Source organism: Nostoc sp. ChiVER01, from assembly GCF_034531155.1.
In the GTDB taxonomy this organism is placed as follows: Bacteria; Cyanobacteriota; Cyanobacteriia; order Cyanobacteriales; family Nostocaceae; genus Nostoc.
This window is the reverse complement of record NZ_JAVRBS010000001.1, coordinates 60,987-78,118: the sequence shown is the minus strand read 5'-3', so window position 1 is coordinate 78,118 and position 17,132 is coordinate 60,987. Positions and strand designations below refer to the sequence as shown.

Genomic DNA, 17,132 nt, shown 5'->3' with positions numbered 1-17,132 from the left:
CTTCTACTCTGACAAAATTTTCCTTTCTTGGAGCATTTGCAAAATACTAATTTTTGTTAACAATACCTTAAGCTACTAATAGTGCTTGTGTTCATTTTCAACGGATGCAAAAGGCTTTAACCCAGATGAACGTGGAATTGGATAAATATTGTTAGCGATACACTAGTACTACTGGGATGGCAGTTATTTAAGCGATCGCCAAATACAAGAGTGCTTGGCTCAATTTAGCGACAAAGTTAATCTCAATGAATCTCCGCTTCTGCAACCAAAGCAGTCATCAAAACGACGACACCAATGTTTCTCAAGAGACTTGCCATTTCAGCAAGTCTCTAAAGTTACTATACAGAAGCTCCTGGCTCAATCCGCGCCCCAAGCTGAAGAACTCGTCCGAGATCATCAGCGTTACGCCAGGTTTCAATTATTTTCCCGTCAACAATCCAATGAATGAAAATAGCCGTGAACGTTTGCTCTCGACCATAACTTGGTATTCCAAAGAAACTTTCCTGAAGGCAGGTATTAGTTGCACGCACCACTACTTTGTCACCTTCAGCAATTACGTCTTCAATTGTCCATTTCTGCTGGATAGCCCCAAATGAACCAAAAAGTTTACGTACTCCATCTGGCCCTGGAGGAAGCCCAGGTAAACCACCGTGCATTTTCCAAGTTGGGCCAGTCATCTCGCAGATATCTTCAATCCGATGTTCGCTAATGAGTTCTATCCACCGTCGAGCAATTATTTTGTTGTCTTCAATGCCAGACATTGTTACTCCTTTTCTACTTAAATTAAAAATAGTATTTATTTATCAGTGATTAACTGTCGGCTGAGTGTTTTAATCGAATGCCCAAGGGCACAGTGAATTTTTGAGACAAACGATAGCACAGCAGGGATTTTACCAATGTAAACAAACAAAGGGTAATGTTAACGTTATACAAACTATACCAATCTTAAATCATTCGTGAAACGTATCAATATTCCTTGTTATTTTTCTCTTTACCCCTACTTATTGAGCGGATACAATTTTATTTACTATATTTATTTCCTAAAATAGTATAAGATATGCCTAACATTACTGTTTGTATTCCTACTTTTAATCGTGTTCATCTCCTTCCTTATGCCATTGACAGTGTACTCAATCAGTCTGAGCAAGACTTTGAGCTAATTATTTGTGATGACGGTTCTAGCGATCGCACACCCGAATTAATGTCACAGTATACAGATCACCGGATTAAATATATCCGTCATCTGCAAAATATTGGTAAAAGTAATAATATGCGTTCTGGCTTTGATGCAGCTAGTGGTGAATACTTTATTAAATTTGATGATGATGATCGGCTAACACCCGATTTTCTAGCAAGTACAGCAGCTATTCTTGCTCAAGACTCTAGCATTGATTTTGTTGGCACAGATCATTGGATAATTGATATTGACAATGTGCGGGATGAAGTAAAAACTCAAGAAAATTCTCATCGTTGGGGTAGAAAGAATTTACCAGTAGGTGTTGTAGATAATTTGTTGGAAGTGGTATTTATTCAGCAAAGCTTTCAAGTTGGGGCGACATTATTTCGCCGTAAAACATTACAAGAATTAGGATATATGCAGCCAAATCTGCAAAATTGTGAGGATAATGATTTATTTGTGCGTCTGGCGTTGGCTGGCAAAAAAGGTTATTACTTACCAGAATTATTGATGGAATATCGCACCCATGCAGAGCAGCAAGGTATTAATCGGGCTATTCCTTATTTATATGATAAAATGCAGTATTTAGAAAGTTATAAGTTTGAGTCTGAAAAAATAGAGACAATCAGGAAAAATCGTTTAATAGAAACGCAATTACTATTAGGTTTGCGTTTAATTGAAAAGGGTGAAACGCAAAAAGGTAGAGAATTAGTTTTAGCGGGACAGTCTTTTTCGGCTGTTAAAGCTTTGACTGGTTTAGGATTATCGCTGTTACCAGTTGGGTTACGAGGTAAGGCGTTTAATGCACTGCGACAAGCGCGGGGTTAGAAAATAGTTCTTGAAATGTTTCACGTCGAGGTGCAGAGAAAATTATGCAGGATTTTACACTGTGAAGAACCTCTCCGAATACAGTTAAGTTAGCCCTAAAAACTTCAAGCTACGTAGGTTGGGTTGAGGAACGAAACCCAACATTAAGTCTTAATCATTGGGTTGAACGAAGTGAAATTCAACCTAGTAGCTGCTTATTTGACTAACTACTAACTTCTTGACCACTCATCAATAATAGTCAAAATTGTTTTATCACCCAAGTTCTTAACAGATTTTACTACATCACGATAATCTTCAAACTCTTGCTTTGGTTTTTTATGCCGAGCATCTTCTATGGCTTTTGCAAGTTTTTCCGCCCCAGAAATTCTAGAGCGTTGTAACTTTCTGGATAACTCGTCTCTATCCAAAGAGTTCAATAAACTAAGTGGATTACTCTGTTCACCCTTTTGGGGAATAAGGTTTTCAAGTTGCTTGAACTGACTATCTATTCTCTGTCTTTCTTGTAGAAATTCTGACTTAAATTCATTGAATTGCTTCTCAAGACGTAATTCTAGATTTGCCAAACGTGGTTCTAACTTTGTTGTTTCAGGCTGTAGTGTTACTGTTTTACCAGAATAATCAATTTCTTGGAGAGATACAATTTGCTTTAGTACTAAATCCTCTAATTTTGGGGCGATGACAAAGGCATTAACCATCTCAGCTTGCCGAGGATTTTTTTCTCGTGCTCTGACAGCAGCATAATATTCAAAATGTCCATCAACTACTGTATAGCTCTCTAATCCTGTCACTTTTACGACTAATGGTCTGATAATTCCTCCAGTTTCTATAATTATGTCTGCGAGGTTTTCCAAATCGGCCTCTGAAAAATTTGACCGAGGTTCATTAGAAGTAATATTTTTTACGTCTACCAAAGAAAAATTAATCATTAATTAGCTCCTATTTTTTGGATAACTTCATCTGCTAATACATTAAATTCTTCAGCAGAAATTTGAGCAGAAGTTTTTAATTCGGCAAATTTAATAATAGATTTAGGGTCAGGATATTCTAAATCTCCAACTAGGATAGTTTGATTCATGCATTCTGATAACGCTGTTCTGTCATAAATTACAGCTTCCATAAGTGGCAATTGATAACGCTCTAAAATTACTTCTCTCTTTTTGGGGAAATTGTATTGTAAAAATTTAGCATTTGTTGAGATTTTAGAAGCAAGAACACCTATTATACTAATGGGCGGTTTACCCATAATTTCTCTGGATTCATTAATTTGATTAACAAAATTTTTGACCGTTGGCAAACCTTGGTTAGCAAATGGTTTCAAATCCGATGGAATTATCAGGTAATCAGTAGCAATCAGTGCAACTTCAGCATACAAATCTCTAGAAGGTGGAGTATCAATGATTACAACATCATAGCTGTCTTCTACCTTTTTTAATTTTGTTACTAGCCTGCTCCTACTAGCTAATATTTTAGTTAGTTTATCTTGAGACTCAATCAATGTGATATGTGAAGGAATAACATCAATTTCTGGATTATTAAAATAATCAGATGTACGCACTAATTCTGCAATAAAATTAAAATCTCCTGATTCTAATAAATGGTACACGTTTCGCTCTCTTAAATTATCATCTTCTTCAAATTGAAATTTGATCAATCCTGTCGCAAAAGTAGTATTCGCCTGAGAATCTATATCAATCAAAAGTACTCTTTTACCTTTCTTACGTAATGCTGCTGCAAGGTTTACTGCAACAGTAGTCTTACCAACGCCACCTTTGTTGTGGTAGATTGCAATCGTTTTCATTGAATGTTGCCTCTTTGTTTCAAAATCTAAATTACTTTTATTGATTTGAACTTCTGGCTTATCTACTAACTGTCCTTCTTTTAGACTCTCTCTACCAATTAGACCTTTAATATTCTCTAATTTCGTCTCAACGTCCTTCCCAGAACATTGAAATACGAGTTGAATATCAGTCTGCAATTTTTGATAAATTCTAATCTCTCTGCCATTAGTCAACAATCCATATCTGACATTCAAGCTGGTTAAATAATGCCTGAGCCGGGGGACATGATGATTTAAGTTTTGTTTGGGATGCTTTGCCTCCATGACGACACTCAACGGCGAGTTGGCATCTAAGACAAAGGGAATCACTTGTGCGGCAAATGCTAAGAAATCTAAGCGGATGCTACCAACGGCAACCTCTTGATGCCAGGTATCAGGGGTATAACCTAGCTGCGGTAGCAAATATTGCACTATGAGTTTGCTTTCAACTTCGCTTTCGTTACGGCACAGCTCAGGATTAAAAGGCAATATTTTTCTACCTCTAAATAATTATTGAACTTGGGATAAAACCTGATATTTGCTAGATTATGGCATAGCCTTAATTATGTTAAGTGATATAAATCACTTACAAAGATATAAAGAGTCATCATAAAATTAGTACTTTTGCTGATATAATAACCACTTCTGAGAGCTAGCCATATTCAAAAGTACCAGCCTATGTATGTATTTCCCCATTATTTTTGTAAATGGCTAGAATCAAAGTGTTTACCTATTTGCGCTAAAGGTTTTGGCTACTGTATCTTGTCCCCACTGCCATCAACTCGTTGATAGTCAAGCTATTAGTTGTCCTTATTGCCGGACGACACTCAAAGCTTACGGTCATCCCGGTATACCATTGCACCGCGCCACTGGGGGCGGATATCTATGTGACACCTGCACTTATCACGCTGATGATACTTGCAATTTTCCTCAGCGTCCCTACGCTAAAGACTGTACCCTCTACCAAAATATTGAAGAGACAAAGTTAGAGTTAGAACAGCAACGTTACAGTAATAGTTTTGCAATAACTGTAAAAAATTGGGTAAAACGCAATCAGGCTTTGCTGTTACTTTTGGGTTTATTATTGGTTTGTTTGTTGTTCGTTATATTAAGGTCTTGATTTGGGTTTTCTGGGGAGTAGGGAATATAATGCTTTTGTGTTGAGTCTAATACAGAGCTAAATAGTTACGATTTTATATTTAAATTGTCTCCCCAGCTAAATTGCAATTGATGATGTATCAAAAAACCCAAGTTTATACATCTGAATTATCAGCTATTTGAATTTCTTGCTCGTATTGTGCGATTGCTTCTTCAATTATTTCATTACTAACATCTGAAATATCGGATTTGGAATAAATTGTAGTAAGTATAATTCCTCGATCAGTTTTCAGATAATAAATGACTCGATAACCTCCACTTTTTCCTTTTTGAATGTTGCTATTTTTGAGACGAACTTTGAAAACCTGATATTTAACTCCAGCAATTCTATCACCGAGGATTTCACCTGCTTGAAGTTGGTCAATTAAGGGTTGGAGATCAGTACGAATTGAACGATAACGTTTGGCAAGTTCTCGAAGATCCCTTTTGAAACGAGGTGTAAGAGCGATCTGGGTTGGCGATGGTTCACTCTGCATCGATACCTGACCACATTTCGGAGAGGGGAAGAGTTTGCCCAGTTAAAGCTTCGTGTAAACCTTGGCGAATACCTTCTATAACAACTTCTGTAGGTGTTTCATCGGGATCGGTTTCGTCATCTTCGGAAAGTAAGACAATAACACGAACACGTTGTGGTTTGATGAATCCCAGTGATTGATCGAGCGTAAGTTGTCCACTCTCATTAATTGTCGCTGTGGTTTCAATTGCTTTCATAGATAATGACAATGTTGTTAAATATTGAGTCAATTCAACTTACTTATAGTCTAGTGCAGCTATTCCCCATTCATCTGGCAATTCCCTCAAACGCTTCATCCAAAATCGCCACTATAGGGAATGGTAAAAAATAACAAACCATGCCCAATTCCTAATCTCCAGGCTGTGATGATTTTGGATGCTTCCGTAACCTTCAAACTGTTGTGATTTTGGATGCTTCAACAATAGGTTCAATCAATATGGCAGGCGCTTTTTCTTCAAAGGTGGCTAAATCGAACCAAAAAGTGGTGCCTATACCAACTTCACTCACCAGATGGACTTTACTACGATGTCTGTCAATAATATTTCTGACAATCGATAAACCTAAACCCGTGCCTTCTAGAGTGTGAACTCGGTTTTCTACGCGAAAGAAGCGTTCAAAAATTGAGTGTTGATCTTCTGTGGCGATGCCAATTCCAGTATCAGAAATTTCAATCCGCACTGGAGCAGATTGGGTGTGACTGGGTTTAAAATCTAGTTGGTAAGCGCGGATTGCCACTTTACCACCGGCTTTAGTGAATTTAAGGGCATTACCAATCAGATTGCCAAACACTTGTACTAATAGATCGTAATTACCCATCACTAATGGCAAATTAGGAGCAACTTCTTGAATGAGTTCAACACCTTTATCTTTAGCATTCAGTTGGTAAGTACGCAGGGTTTGCTCGATCGCTTGGGCTAAATCTACGCCATCGAAGCTGTAGTTGCGACCAGATTCGAGTTTTGACAAATCTAAAACATCATTAACTAAGCGGGTTAAACGATCGGTTTCATGGTTGACTGTTTGCAGAAACTCTTTTCGTTCTTTTAAAGCTAAGTCTTCGCCGTAGTCGTGCAGGGTTTCAATATAAGTTTTGATGTTGAATAGAGGCGTTCGCAGTTCGTGAGAAACGTTGCTGATAAATTGGCTTTTTGCCTCGTTTAATTCCACCTCACGGGTTATATCTTGGACAGTAATCGCAATACCTTTGATGCTTTCCCTTTGCACATTGAGTACTGTAGTCAAGAGAATTCGGATCGTTCGCGGGGTGGGTTGGTTAAGAAAAATTCGGAATTCGGCGCTTTCGCATTTGCCTGCTGCCATTTCGTACAAGGGGCTAGCGATTTCCATTTGTACCGATAATGGCAAGTGATGTAACAAATTGTTACCTTCCACATCAGCGTTTTCCCAGCCAAAAATTCGCTCTGCTGTGGGGTTAGCTAAAATCACCTGCATGTTGTTGTCAATCAACACAGCGCCATCTGCGATCGTTGAAACTAGGGTTTGTAGCTTGGCTTTTTCTGCGGTCAGTTCCTCAATATTTTGTTCTTCATAGCGTTCTAATCGCTCTGCCATTTCATTAAAGCTTAAAATTAACTCCCCCAGTTCGCCCCCTAAAGGTAAATCAATGCGCTGCTTGAAATTCCCGGTAGCAATTTGCTTCACTCCCACCAGTAGTTCTTTAATGGGCTTAGTGATGGTCAAGGCGTTTATTACTCCTGCCAAAATCACCATTACCCAAATGGTAATAAAAACGGCAATGGTGACATCGCGGGTAAAATTGGTGGAGATGACAGCAGTCTGATTGGGGTTGATACCGATCGCTAATACACCTAAGTATTTTTTATTGACAATCAAGGGAATAAATACATCGGTGACTGTTCCATCTGGGGTTGTATGTTGCCGCACCATTGGCTTTTCCCCATCACCAGGGTAATCTTCCGGCAGTTGTATCCGCCGTTTTATGGTGAGAGAGTTTTCTACCTCCGCTTCCCAAAAAGGAATGCCAAAAAAGATTTCCCCGTTTTCGTCAGCGTAAAGCATATAACGCACACTAGAGGTGCTGCTGTAGAAGCGTTGAGAAAATTGGGCAACCTCAGTCAGATTATTGTCAGCGACTAGGGGGGCAACGTTGGCAGCCAACAGCAGCCCCAAGTCGCGGCCAAAGCGGGTGTCATTCATCCGCGCATCCTGCTGGATTGTATTCACAGCCCAGAAGGTCAAGCCACTCATCACCAATGAAACTACCATTGTGGCTACAGCCAATAATTTGGTCTGGAGTGTGAACTCCGACCACCAAGTGGCGATCGCGTGTCGAATTGTTTTAAACAGACTTAGCATCTTAAATAAAGTTGTTAATACTCTTTGTTATAAAGCCCAACAACTAAAAAATTAACAGTTAATTTGACAAACATGTTAGGGAAGAGGGAGAGATGGGAAACTCCAGGGGATATTTATGTAAGGTAGTCTTAACGAATTTACCTCATTTCAGGCATCCGAGTTGATATCCAGTTGAGGATTAAGGCGTTAAACTCCATTTTTGTGACTATTAGTTACGCACAGATCAGATGAGCAGTCTAACAAAAATTCAACCTGTCGTGATTTTAGGCTAGTTTTCCGGCTCAGGTTAGCGAACTCCAAAAAATAAATTATCCAATTTCTGGACTTCACTACGACTTTCCCTCCCCCTGCCCCCTGCCTTATCCTTGCCTCTGCTTTACGCTGGCTACTCTATGCCCAATATCTCTCCGGTAATATATCCCCTCAAACTGGATATATTTGATACCTGCGTATGCTTGGGCGATCGCTTGCTGAAAATTTTCTCCAATTCCAGTCACATTTAATACTCGACCCCCATCTGTGACAACTTCTTGTTGTTGGTTCAATTTCGTACCTGCATGAAATACAGTTGCTCCGGTTGCTTCTGCCTCACTAATGCCAGTAATGACTTGGCCTTTCTCATATTCTCCTGGATAACCACCTGAAGCTGCAACTACAGTTGCAGATACTCCCTTTTTCCAGGCAATGGGTGGCAATTCACTTAATCGCTGTTGTACACAGGCTAGAAGCAACTCTTCTAGGGGTGTTTCTAAGAGTGGCAAAATCACCTGGGTTTCTGGATCGCCAAAGCGACAGTTAAATTCCAAAACCTTAAAGTCGCCATCGGGTGCAATCATTAACCCAGCATACAGTACACCTCGGTAATCAATATTTTGAGCTAGTAAGGTTGCGATCGCTCTTTCTAATACTTCCGTTTGAATGCGTGCCATCAACTCTGGCGTAGCGATGGGTGCTGGACTGTATGCTCCCATGCCACCAGTATTGTCTCCTGTATCGCCCTCACCAACTCGCTTATGGTCTTGAGCTGGCAACAGGGAGCGAATCGTTAACCCATCTGTTAACGCTAGAATTGATACCTCTTGCCCAACTAAACATTCTTCAATGACAACAAATTCACCAGCACTGCCAAATTGCCCTTGAAAAATTGCATCAACGGCACTTTCTGCCTGTGCAACTGTTTCAGCTACTATTACGCCCTTACCAGCCGCCAAGCCATCAGCTTTAACGACAATTGGCGCTCCCTGAGATTTAATATAAGATTTTGCTGCTGCTGCCTGCGTAAATACCGCAGCCCGTGCCGTCGGAATCCCTGCTTCTTGCATCAGGGCTTTTGCCCAAGCTTTGCTCGCTTCAATTTGCGCTCCCGCTCTGACTGGGCCAAATACCATTAACCCTTTGCCTTGGAGGTAATCTGTGATTCCCTTTGCCAAAGGCACTTCTGGCCCAACTATCACCAGAGTAATACCATTTTCTAGAGCATATTGGCTCATGCCCTCAAAATCATCTACTGTTAAAGACAAGTTATGGCAACGTTCCAGACTTGCTGTGCCTCCATTGCCTGGTACACAGACAACTTGCTCAACTTGCTTAGATTGCAACAGTTTCCATGCCAGAGCATGTTCGCGCCCTCCATTCCCTACAACTAAAACTTTCACTGCTTTCCTCGTGCGTTCCTTGCGAAATGAGAATGCCCTATTTGGCTCTCGCGGATCAATTTTTCATTAATTTTCACACTTATGCAAGCCCCCTCCTAAATCAATACGCTTGGGTTAAGGAAATTTATCTGTTAAGGCAGGCAGGGGAGGCAGGGGAGGCAGGGGGAGAGAATAAAAGCTTAACTGAACTGTATTGCCTCATAAATAAAAAGGCTCACAAGCAGGGGCGGTAATAAATATAGCTATAGCTTTTCGTAATCCAATGAAGTTCATCAAAGCAAGCTCTTTGTTTGATCTTAGGTTAAAAATGGGGTTCTGTACCTAGTAAACTGAGAACTACTATATTGAATTTTTACTGTATTAATTCTTAAAATTTAACTTAATTAACTAGTATAATTATAACTTTTCTCAAATTGCAATACTTAAACAAGTATATGAATTTGTTCCAATGTCAGTAAAATATTTAACTATTTATCATGGTTTTTAACCATTTAAATAATTGAGTAAAAAAATCATCTTCAAGTAATGACGATTATTGATTACAATTATGAATCTGTGAATATAGAAAACAATTTAAATATCAAAAAATAGGCAACATGGCTAAAATTATTGTTACTGGAGCTGCTGGCTTTATTGGCTCTCATTTTGTAGAAACATTACTGCAACAAGGAGAAGAAGTGATCGGAATTGATGAATTTAATGATTACTACGATCCGATGTTAAAGCGTAAAAATATTGCACACTTACATCAGTCACCTGGCTTTACATTAATTGAAGCAGACATGCAGTTTTTAGATTGGCAAAAACTCTTAAAAGATGTAGATGTAGTTTACCATCAAGCGGCGCAAGCAGGTGTTAGAGCAAGTTGGGGTAAAGCTTTTCGAGGTTATACAGAACGAAATATTAACGCTACACAAGTTTTGTTAGAAGCAGCTAAGGATGCTAAACATCTGAAAAGGTTAGTGTTTGCATCTTCATCTAGTATATATGGTGATGCAGAAACGTTACCTACCCATGAAAGAATTTGTCCTAAACCAGTTTCTCCTTACGGCATTACGAAACTAGCTGCGGAGTTTTTATGTGAACTATACCACAAAAACTTTGGCGTCCCTTGTGTGTCATTGCGCTATTTTACAGTATATGGGCCCAAACAGCGCCCAGATATGGCATTTCATAAGTTCTTTAAATCGATTTTGCAGGATGAGGCGATTCCTATTTACGGCGATGGCCAGCAAACGCGAGAGTTTACATTTGTTAGTGATATCATCGCCGCCAATTTAGCCGCCGCCTCTACATCTGAAGCAGTAGGAGAAATCTTTAATATCGGTGGCGGTAGCAGGGTGGTTTTAGCAGAAGTCTTGGATACGATTGAAGAAATTGTTGGAAAATCAATTAAGAAAAACTACATAGAAAAAGCGATGGGAGACGCCCGCCACACGGCGGCTGATATATCTAAAGCGAAAAAAATTCTCGGATATCAGCCGCAAGTTTCCTTAAGAGAAGGTTTGATACAGGAATGGGAGTGGATAAAATCTTTGTATTCCCTATCCTCTTAACTTTCCTTATCCCCCTCATCTTCTTAAACTTCACTTTTGAAGAGTCTTGCCTTTAGCTGGTAAGTAGAACGAGTAAGAAAAACCAAACTATGTAAAGAAAAATGAAATAGGCTTAAACCCTCTTTCCTTCTGCCTCCTGCCTCCTGCCTTATCCTGACGATAAATATTCACCACGACCTACTTAGTTAAAACAACACCTTGGCGTACACTACGCTTGCGATTGCTTTTACGAGTACCACCAGCCATCTGATACTCGTGGCTATTTTTACCAAACTTATAAGCAACACCAAGCAAAATTTTTTCAGAATAGTCTGCCAAATCTCTTTCATTTTCGGTGATTTGGGTTAATAAAACATCAATAGTAGAGAGAGTGGTATTGTATGCTTCCAAAGATTGACGGAGACTTGCAATTTTGTTTGTATAATCTTTAACCGTTAAATTATCTCCTACATCTAGAGTAGGACTGATAGATTTAACACTTGCCAAGCGCATCTCAGCTTTGCTAAGGATACGTGAATCGCGTTTTTGTCTTGCCATAATTAATACCCTAATTCAAGTAATTCAATAGTGGACAATTTTTTACAAGGTTGTCCTGCGTAAAATTGTTGATTTTTTTTCAGAAAACTAAAATTTGAGTCATTTCAGCAATTTTCATTCTTCCTCTCCCTTTTATAACCGTAGTTGCTCTTTACTCACGACTCACGACTTAGCACTGAGTTAAAGAAGAAGTTGCTACAGGAAAAACGGAAATTTTTGCAGGGAAGACGGAAGTTGCTACAGACTGCGCGAAACACCAAAACGTGAAGACAGAAGTTCTTGCAGGGAAGACGGAAGTTGCTACAGACTGCGCGAAACACCGAAACGTGAAGACAGAAGTTCTTGCAGGCAAGGCGGAAGTTGCTACGGACTGCGCGAAACACCGAAACGTGAAGACAGAAGTTCTTGCAGGGAAGACGGAAGCTGCTACAGACTGCGCGAAACACCGAAACGTCAACCCTGGAGCAATATTTTTTGATGGATGCTAACGAGTTTTATTGAAAAGTTAGATCCCCTACTTCTTAAAGAAGTCGGGGATCTGGACACTGCGAATTTTCACAAATTAGATAGGATTGCTGTATTAGTTGCAATTTATCTCCTGTAATTGCTCTTTTCGTGCGAGATGCTACGCGAACGAATCGCATCGGGAGTCAAGAGTGTTCTATTAAGATAGAATTAAACAATTTAGGAGATGAGTCATCTCAAGTATTCAGTTTAATACTCACAATGACACTCAAAGAGCTACAACCTCAACTTTTAGCCCTGTCTTTGGAAGAAAAGGCACAAGCAATTCAGATTTTGGCGGCGAGTCTGGGCAATGGGTTGATTGGTATTGAGAAAACACCAGGGGTGATGGGGGGCGATGCCTGTATTCGGCAGACTCGAATTCCGGTTTGGCTGTTGGTTAGCTTGCGCCATCAAGGGGCAAGTGAAGCCTATTTGTTAGAAGATTACCCGACGCTAACTGCTGCTGATTTGGTGAACGCATGGCTGTACGCTGAGGTTTATCCTAAAGAAATTGAGGCAGCGATCGCACGGCAAGAGGCGGCTTAAAGGTGGCATTGCTTTATGCCGATGAAGGGTTTCCCAAAGTGGTTACGGGGCTATTGCGTCAATTTGGTCACGATGTGCTGACGGTACAAGAAGCAGGGCAAGCCAACCAGCAAATTCCTGATGACCAAGTGCTTGTATTGGCGACGATTCAGGGGCGGGCAGTGCTGACAGTAAATCGAGATGATTTTATCCGCTTGCATCGCATGAGTCCAGATCATGCAGGTATCATTGTTTGCACAGAGGATTTGGATCGGCAGCGATTAGCCACCCGGATTCATGAGGCAATTGCAGCTGAAGAATCTTTGTTTGGAAAACTGATACGAGTCAATCGCCCGCCTATCTAATTAGTTCAACATTTAGCTGACTATTCCCATGATTGGAATTCATCAATGGCGCTACGAATTAAGGAAGTTATTTGAGCGCGACGGGTTTCAAAGTTAGCGGCGATGTAAATCAGGAGAATGCCAACTAGCAAGCCAACAACCCATTTTAAAAAGGAGTATTGCAAACTAAAAATGACTGATTGATAGATTGTAGTGATTAAAAAAGTAGCTGTACCAACGTAGAGAAAAGCCCTCACTCGCAAAGCTAATCCTGCAAAAATGGCGATGAGGCTGAAAATTCCAGGTATCCAAGCTGCATTTTGATTAAATAAAATTGCCCACCCACAAATTAAACCACTACCTAGCAATCTAACAAGATGACGAGCGCCTTTATACTCTGGTAACTTCAGTTGGGTATCTACTTGAGCAACATAAAGCAGTGATAACCCAATGGGTGTTACATACCACAAAGCATCTGTCAGGCGTAAGGAATTAAACCAACGGTAAAGCGCCCAATTAATCAACGCCACACTAACATAAGTAAAACGGATGTTTTCACCTACCTTTGCCAGGAAGATGTAAAATCCAGCTGCAATTAGCAAGGTAATGGGGTAAGTTTGCAGTCTAGTTTCCCATAAAATTATCAATGGTATGATGTAGGCGGCTTGCTGCCAAGGTCTTTTAGACCAACCCCAACTTTCCCAAGGCAGAATATATAGAAAATAGGCTACCACACAGGCGATCGCACCGTTCCAAGGAACTAACGGCCCAGCCCAAAATCGTCCTACTGCTGTCTCGCGCCAATAAACCCTCATCCCAGCTACCTCTAATAAGCCAAGATAAACCCACATTTCGGCTATTGTGATTCTTCCAAAAATGCTGGGGGAAGTGGGCAAATTTCGTCCCTGAAAGATGGCATAACGAATCAAAAATACCCCTGTTCCCAATCCCACTAAACGGTTAACTGCAATGGGAAGAGGAATTGCAGCCATTAATAAACAACTACTCCAAGCCCAGTGAATATGGGCAATTCCTTTCAGTTCTTGAGGAGTCAGCCGTAAGTAGCTTACCAACCAAGGCGACAGGATGCGGTAAGCATACATAATAGTTGCGCCAAGGGTAGACATGGCAATCAATCCATCACCTAATGCTCCTCCTGTAGCTTGTGACATTTGATAGAACAAAAGTTCATAGGCAGAAATTGATACGCCAATAATTCCTAAGTACAGCAGGAGTTTAAAGTCTTCGCGGCGTCGCCCCACGCCAATGATAATTAAAGCTACACCCAAAGAATACAAACCAGTCCATTCGGTGAAGGTGTTCACACGCAGCAATACACTGAATGCACCATAAATTAATGGCAAAATGTGAAAACTGCTAGGAAGGCTTTCTAATTGATGTCGTCGCCGCCACCACTCGCCGACAAGTTGAGCGGTTAAACCTAAAGCAATATTTGCGATCGCAATCCTAATTATTGATCGTTCCCCAAATCCCAACACTTGGGCAGTCAATAATTCCAAAGACCAACCGATGCCATAAAATGCCCAATTTGTCGGTTCTCGCCAACTTCGATAAACAATGGCTACCAGGGTGATTGCAGTGGCAGCTAAGTACAAAAATCCCGAAGTAATAAACCCTGAGTAAATTAATATTGAGTGTACCGTTAAACCAAACAACTCAAAACCACACAAGGCGATCGCCCATTTATCACTGGCGGTAGCATATATAATTGCTAATTCGTTACCGCGTTGGTTCAAAACTGTCCGCGTTAACCATAAAATTAGGATTGCGATCGCTCCGACGACGAACCAACCTGGTAGCGCGAGGCGAGGTAAGCCAGGTACGCCTACCCATAAAAGTGCCACGATAAAACTTAGAAGAAATCCTTCTGTAATTACCGCAGATATTTGGTTTCGCAAATAGCGCGTATTTACAAACATCAATCCTGTACCTACAGCTAAACCAATTAATCTGGTTTCAGGTAGCTGTAAAGTCAGTAACTGGGCAACTCCCACAGCCAATACACTCAAGTAACGGCTAGTAAGGCGACGCTCTATAATTGTGGCATTGGCAACACCTGTGAGAGTTATAGGCGTAATTAGCCATAAGACTCCCCAATAAGCTTGTCTATCAGCTATGCCATACCAAGATGATTCTGCATTCATCCACAATAGGAAAAAACTAGCGGCGGCTAATCCTAAACCAATGTCCCAGGCACTACGTCGCCATAGTCCTTCGCTTAAACTAAATATCCATTCTGCAACCATCAGAGCTAATAAAATACTTGCCCAGACTTGATGATTCAGGGTTGGTAATAACCAATTAATGGTAAAACAAAAAGTCAGCACTCCCACGATGTGAGTTAGATATATCAGGGGAAGGGATGCGGGGGAGCGGCGTTGAGTGACAAATGCCAGAGTAATTGTAGAAAATAGCAGATTTAGCGATCGCAATGCCGGATTTACTATTGCGATCGTTGTTAAAAAAGCTCCAAATAAGAGGGTGAGCAGTTCGCCAAATTTAGCCAATTCTCGCTTTTCGTTGCGATGCAAACTATCTGTGAACGCCACCATCAAAATTATGTAGGGAAATAAAGCTATACTCAGCAACGCCCAAGGTTCATTTTGAGAATTAGTAAGTTGAGTAGCGGTTGCGATCGCTAATTTCTGTAAGCTATCAGGTACTAATCGCCAACCTAGCCAAATCGTCTGCAAGCCAATAACGAAAACTGCTGCAAAGTCTAATTTTAAACTGTACTGCCGCAGACGACTTCCGACAAACCACAAACCCAAACCACTTACAGCTATTGCCTGCCAAGGATAACTTACTACCGAAACCAGCCAACCCAAGAAGAGTAGAGTGCCGCCCAGTCTTTCCCAGAGTAACAAGGACGAAGGGAATGGAGGAGATAAGGAGGATGAAGAATTTACTTCTTTATCTTCCCCTGCTCCCCCTGCCTCCCCTGCTCCCCCTACCCCCTGCCCCCTGCCCCCTGCCCTCCCCTTCTCTGCTAACCAAGTTACAAGCCAGCCACAAATACCAATAGCTAACCCCAACTGCGTCACATCTACCCGAACAACAAAAATTGCCCGCACTAGCAGCACTATCAAAGCATAAATAATTACAGTGGCAGCCAAACTAATACTTGCTTGGCGCTTATCACGCCGATCTTCTTCACTGATAGCATTAAGCTGTTGGTAATTATGATAAACGGTAAGAATAGTTGTGCCGATCATTGCCACATAAACGGCAATCAAGGGAAATCCTGGTAATTGCCAACCCCAATGCAGATAACTCAGCCCCAGAATATTTATTAGAGGTAATTTGCCGGTAAGTAAATTGGGAAAAATACTGCGATTTTTGGAGAGTAGAACAGTTATAGCAGTGAGGGTAGGACAAGCGATCGCAACTACAATCCAATCTAAAGGATTTTGCCACAATCGAAAGCTATCCATTGCCCAAAAATTCACTGGCACTAACAGCATGGTGACAATTAGCAATGTCTGAGCCGTCAATCTAAGGTTGCTTTGCCTAATTGCCCAAAAGCTTAATCCCCAGAAAGTTAAAGTATAAGCAAATAAAACTCCATACTGTCCAGAAGCCGGAAACCTCTCCCACTGACTCGCAGCCAGTACCCCAGAGGACACAACTACCAAGAATACCCCTAGAAAAAGTAGCCAACGCACACTCAGTTCTGCCCCCAAGGACTGCAACATTGTGCTGATAAAGTTGGGTTTAGCTGGTTGTTGCTGCGGTTGTCTACGGCTACTAGGTTGTAAAGCTGCTACGGGCAACTGCTGCACGGGGTTGGAAGTTACAAACGCTACCTTTGTTTTAGCTTCAGGCTGGGGTTGTAACACCACCGTACACACCAAGAATTCTCGGCATAGCTGCTTAACTTGGGCATCGGATATCAAACCCAAACGCAGCCATATATCTAGCCCTTCTAATAAGTGAGGATGGGAGGATGGCAGTCTGATCTCAAGTTTTAGCGGGCGCTCAAGGGGCGATGACATAAGCGGCAGCAGTATAAGTATATACTTAATTTTTCATCTAATTAAAGTATATTTTGGCTCTACTTGTGCCACTTATTAGGCTAAATGATATTAATTTTTAACCTACGAGCAATATTTTAAGGCAGGGGGCAGGAGGCAGGGGGAGAATATTAATGACCAATG

At 40.9% G+C, this 17,132-nt stretch carries 14 protein-coding genes; 5 read left to right on the top strand and 9 right to left on the bottom strand.

Annotated elements, in window-relative coordinates; genetic code table 11:
- Positions 1 to 338: 338 nt before the first annotated feature.
- Complete coding sequence (locus RMY00_RS00290; protein WP_322645650.1) at positions 339 to 761, bottom strand: ester cyclase; 423 nt, start codon at positions 759 to 761, stop codon at positions 339 to 341.
- A 296-nt stretch (positions 762 to 1,057) separates the two neighbouring features.
- Here RMY00_RS00290 and RMY00_RS00285 point away from each other — a divergent pair, with 296 nt between their 5' ends.
- Positions 1,058 to 2,005 carry a glycosyltransferase family 2 protein gene (locus tag RMY00_RS00285; protein WP_322645649.1) on the top strand — a complete coding sequence of 316 codons (948 nt, stop codon included), beginning with the start codon at positions 1,058 to 1,060 and terminating at the stop codon, positions 2,003 to 2,005.
- A 209-nt stretch (positions 2,006 to 2,214) separates the two neighbouring features.
- Here the strand turns inward: RMY00_RS00285 and RMY00_RS00280 are convergent, their stop codons facing one another.
- Positions 2,215 to 2,931 (bottom strand): chromosome partitioning protein ParB, encoded by a 717-nt coding sequence (locus RMY00_RS00280; RefSeq protein WP_322645648.1) that lies wholly within the window; start codon positions 2,929 to 2,931, stop codon positions 2,215 to 2,217.
- Positions 2,931 to 4,310, bottom strand: coding sequence for an AAA family ATPase (locus RMY00_RS00275; protein WP_322645647.1), 1,380 nt, complete (start codon positions 4,308 to 4,310; stop codon positions 2,931 to 2,933). The genes RMY00_RS00280 and RMY00_RS00275 overlap by 1 nt, the downstream gene beginning before the upstream one ends.
- A 259-nt stretch (positions 4,311 to 4,569) precedes the next feature.
- Here RMY00_RS00275 and RMY00_RS00270 point away from each other — a divergent pair, with 259 nt between their 5' ends.
- Positions 4,570 to 4,941 (top strand): zinc ribbon domain-containing protein, encoded by a 372-nt coding sequence (locus RMY00_RS00270; protein WP_322645646.1) that lies wholly within the window; start codon positions 4,570 to 4,572, stop codon positions 4,939 to 4,941.
- A 133-nt stretch (positions 4,942 to 5,074) separates the two neighbouring features.
- On the opposite strand, the gene RMY00_RS00265 is transcribed toward RMY00_RS00270, so the two are convergent.
- The 4 genes from RMY00_RS00265 to purD form a co-directional block, all read right to left on the bottom strand.
- On the bottom strand, positions 5,075 to 5,455 hold the full coding sequence (locus tag RMY00_RS00265) for a type II toxin-antitoxin system RelE/ParE family toxin (RefSeq protein ID WP_322645645.1): 381 nt from the start codon (positions 5,453 to 5,455) through the stop codon (positions 5,075 to 5,077).
- A complete protein-coding gene (locus RMY00_RS00260; RefSeq protein ID WP_322645644.1) occupies positions 5,445 to 5,702 on the bottom strand; it encodes a hypothetical protein in 258 nt (85 codons plus the stop codon). Before RMY00_RS00260 ends, RMY00_RS00265 begins: the two co-directional genes overlap by 11 nt.
- Positions 5,703 to 5,883: 181 nt before the next feature.
- Positions 5,884 to 7,830, bottom strand: a complete 1,947-nt coding sequence (gene nblS, locus RMY00_RS00255; RefSeq protein WP_322645643.1) for a two-component system sensor histidine kinase NblS — start codon at positions 7,828 to 7,830, stop codon at positions 5,884 to 5,886.
- A gap of 359 nt (positions 7,831 to 8,189) precedes the next feature.
- Entirely contained in the window at positions 8,190 to 9,485 is a 1,296-nt protein-coding gene (gene purD, locus RMY00_RS00250) for a phosphoribosylamine--glycine ligase (protein WP_322645642.1), read from the bottom strand.
- Between the two features lie 596 nt (positions 9,486 to 10,081).
- Between purD and RMY00_RS00245 the strand changes: the two genes are divergently transcribed.
- Positions 10,082 to 11,041, top strand: coding sequence for an NAD-dependent epimerase/dehydratase family protein (locus tag RMY00_RS00245; protein ID WP_322645641.1), 960 nt, complete (start codon positions 10,082 to 10,084; stop codon positions 11,039 to 11,041).
- A 177-nt stretch (positions 11,042 to 11,218) separates the two neighbouring features.
- Here the strand turns inward: RMY00_RS00245 and RMY00_RS00240 are convergent, their stop codons facing one another.
- A complete protein-coding gene (locus RMY00_RS00240) occupies positions 11,219 to 11,578 on the bottom strand; it encodes a hypothetical protein (protein ID WP_322645640.1) in 360 nt (119 codons plus the stop codon).
- A gap of 726 nt (positions 11,579 to 12,304) precedes the next feature.
- On the opposite strand from RMY00_RS00240, the gene RMY00_RS00235 reads away from it, so the two are divergent.
- Both RMY00_RS00235 and RMY00_RS00230 read left to right on the top strand, forming a co-directional pair.
- Entirely contained in the window at positions 12,305 to 12,631 is a 327-nt protein-coding gene (locus tag RMY00_RS00235) for a DUF433 domain-containing protein (protein WP_190727535.1), read from the top strand.
- 2 nt (positions 12,632 to 12,633) lie between these two features.
- Positions 12,634 to 12,975 carry a DUF5615 family PIN-like protein gene (locus RMY00_RS00230; protein ID WP_322645639.1) on the top strand — a complete coding sequence of 114 codons (342 nt, stop codon included), beginning with the start codon at positions 12,634 to 12,636 and terminating at the stop codon, positions 12,973 to 12,975.
- 20 nt (positions 12,976 to 12,995) lie between these two features.
- Here the strand turns inward: RMY00_RS00230 and RMY00_RS00225 are convergent, their stop codons facing one another.
- Positions 12,996 to 16,970 (bottom strand): DUF2157 domain-containing protein, encoded by a 3,975-nt coding sequence (locus RMY00_RS00225; protein ID WP_322645638.1) that lies wholly within the window; start codon positions 16,968 to 16,970, stop codon positions 12,996 to 12,998.
- Positions 16,971 to 17,132 lie beyond the last annotated feature (162 nt).

Coding starts and splice junctions, on each gene's coding strand:
- RMY00_RS00280 (WP_322645648.1), bottom strand. CDS start 2,931: ATGATTAATTTTTCTTTGGTAGACGTAAAAAATATTACTTCTAATGAA.
- RMY00_RS00225 (WP_322645638.1), bottom strand. CDS start 16,970: ATGTCATCGCCCCTTGAGCGCCCGCTAAAACTTGAGATCAGACTGCCA.
- RMY00_RS00265 (WP_322645645.1), bottom strand. CDS start 5,455: ATGCAGAGTGAACCATCGCCAACCCAGATCGCTCTTACACCTCGTTTC.
- RMY00_RS00245 (WP_322645641.1), top strand. CDS start 10,082: ATGGCTAAAATTATTGTTACTGGAGCTGCTGGCTTTATTGGCTCTCAT.
- RMY00_RS00285 (WP_322645649.1), top strand. CDS start 1,058: ATGCCTAACATTACTGTTTGTATTCCTACTTTTAATCGTGTTCATCTC.
- RMY00_RS00290 (WP_322645650.1), bottom strand. CDS start 761: ATGTCTGGCATTGAAGACAACAAAATAATTGCTCGACGGTGGATAGAA.
- RMY00_RS00235 (WP_190727535.1), top strand. CDS start 12,305: ATGACACTCAAAGAGCTACAACCTCAACTTTTAGCCCTGTCTTTGGAA.
- nblS (WP_322645643.1), bottom strand. CDS start 7,830: ATGCTAAGTCTGTTTAAAACAATTCGACACGCGATCGCCACTTGGTGG.
- RMY00_RS00240 (WP_322645640.1), bottom strand. CDS start 11,578: ATGGCAAGACAAAAACGCGATTCACGTATCCTTAGCAAAGCTGAGATG.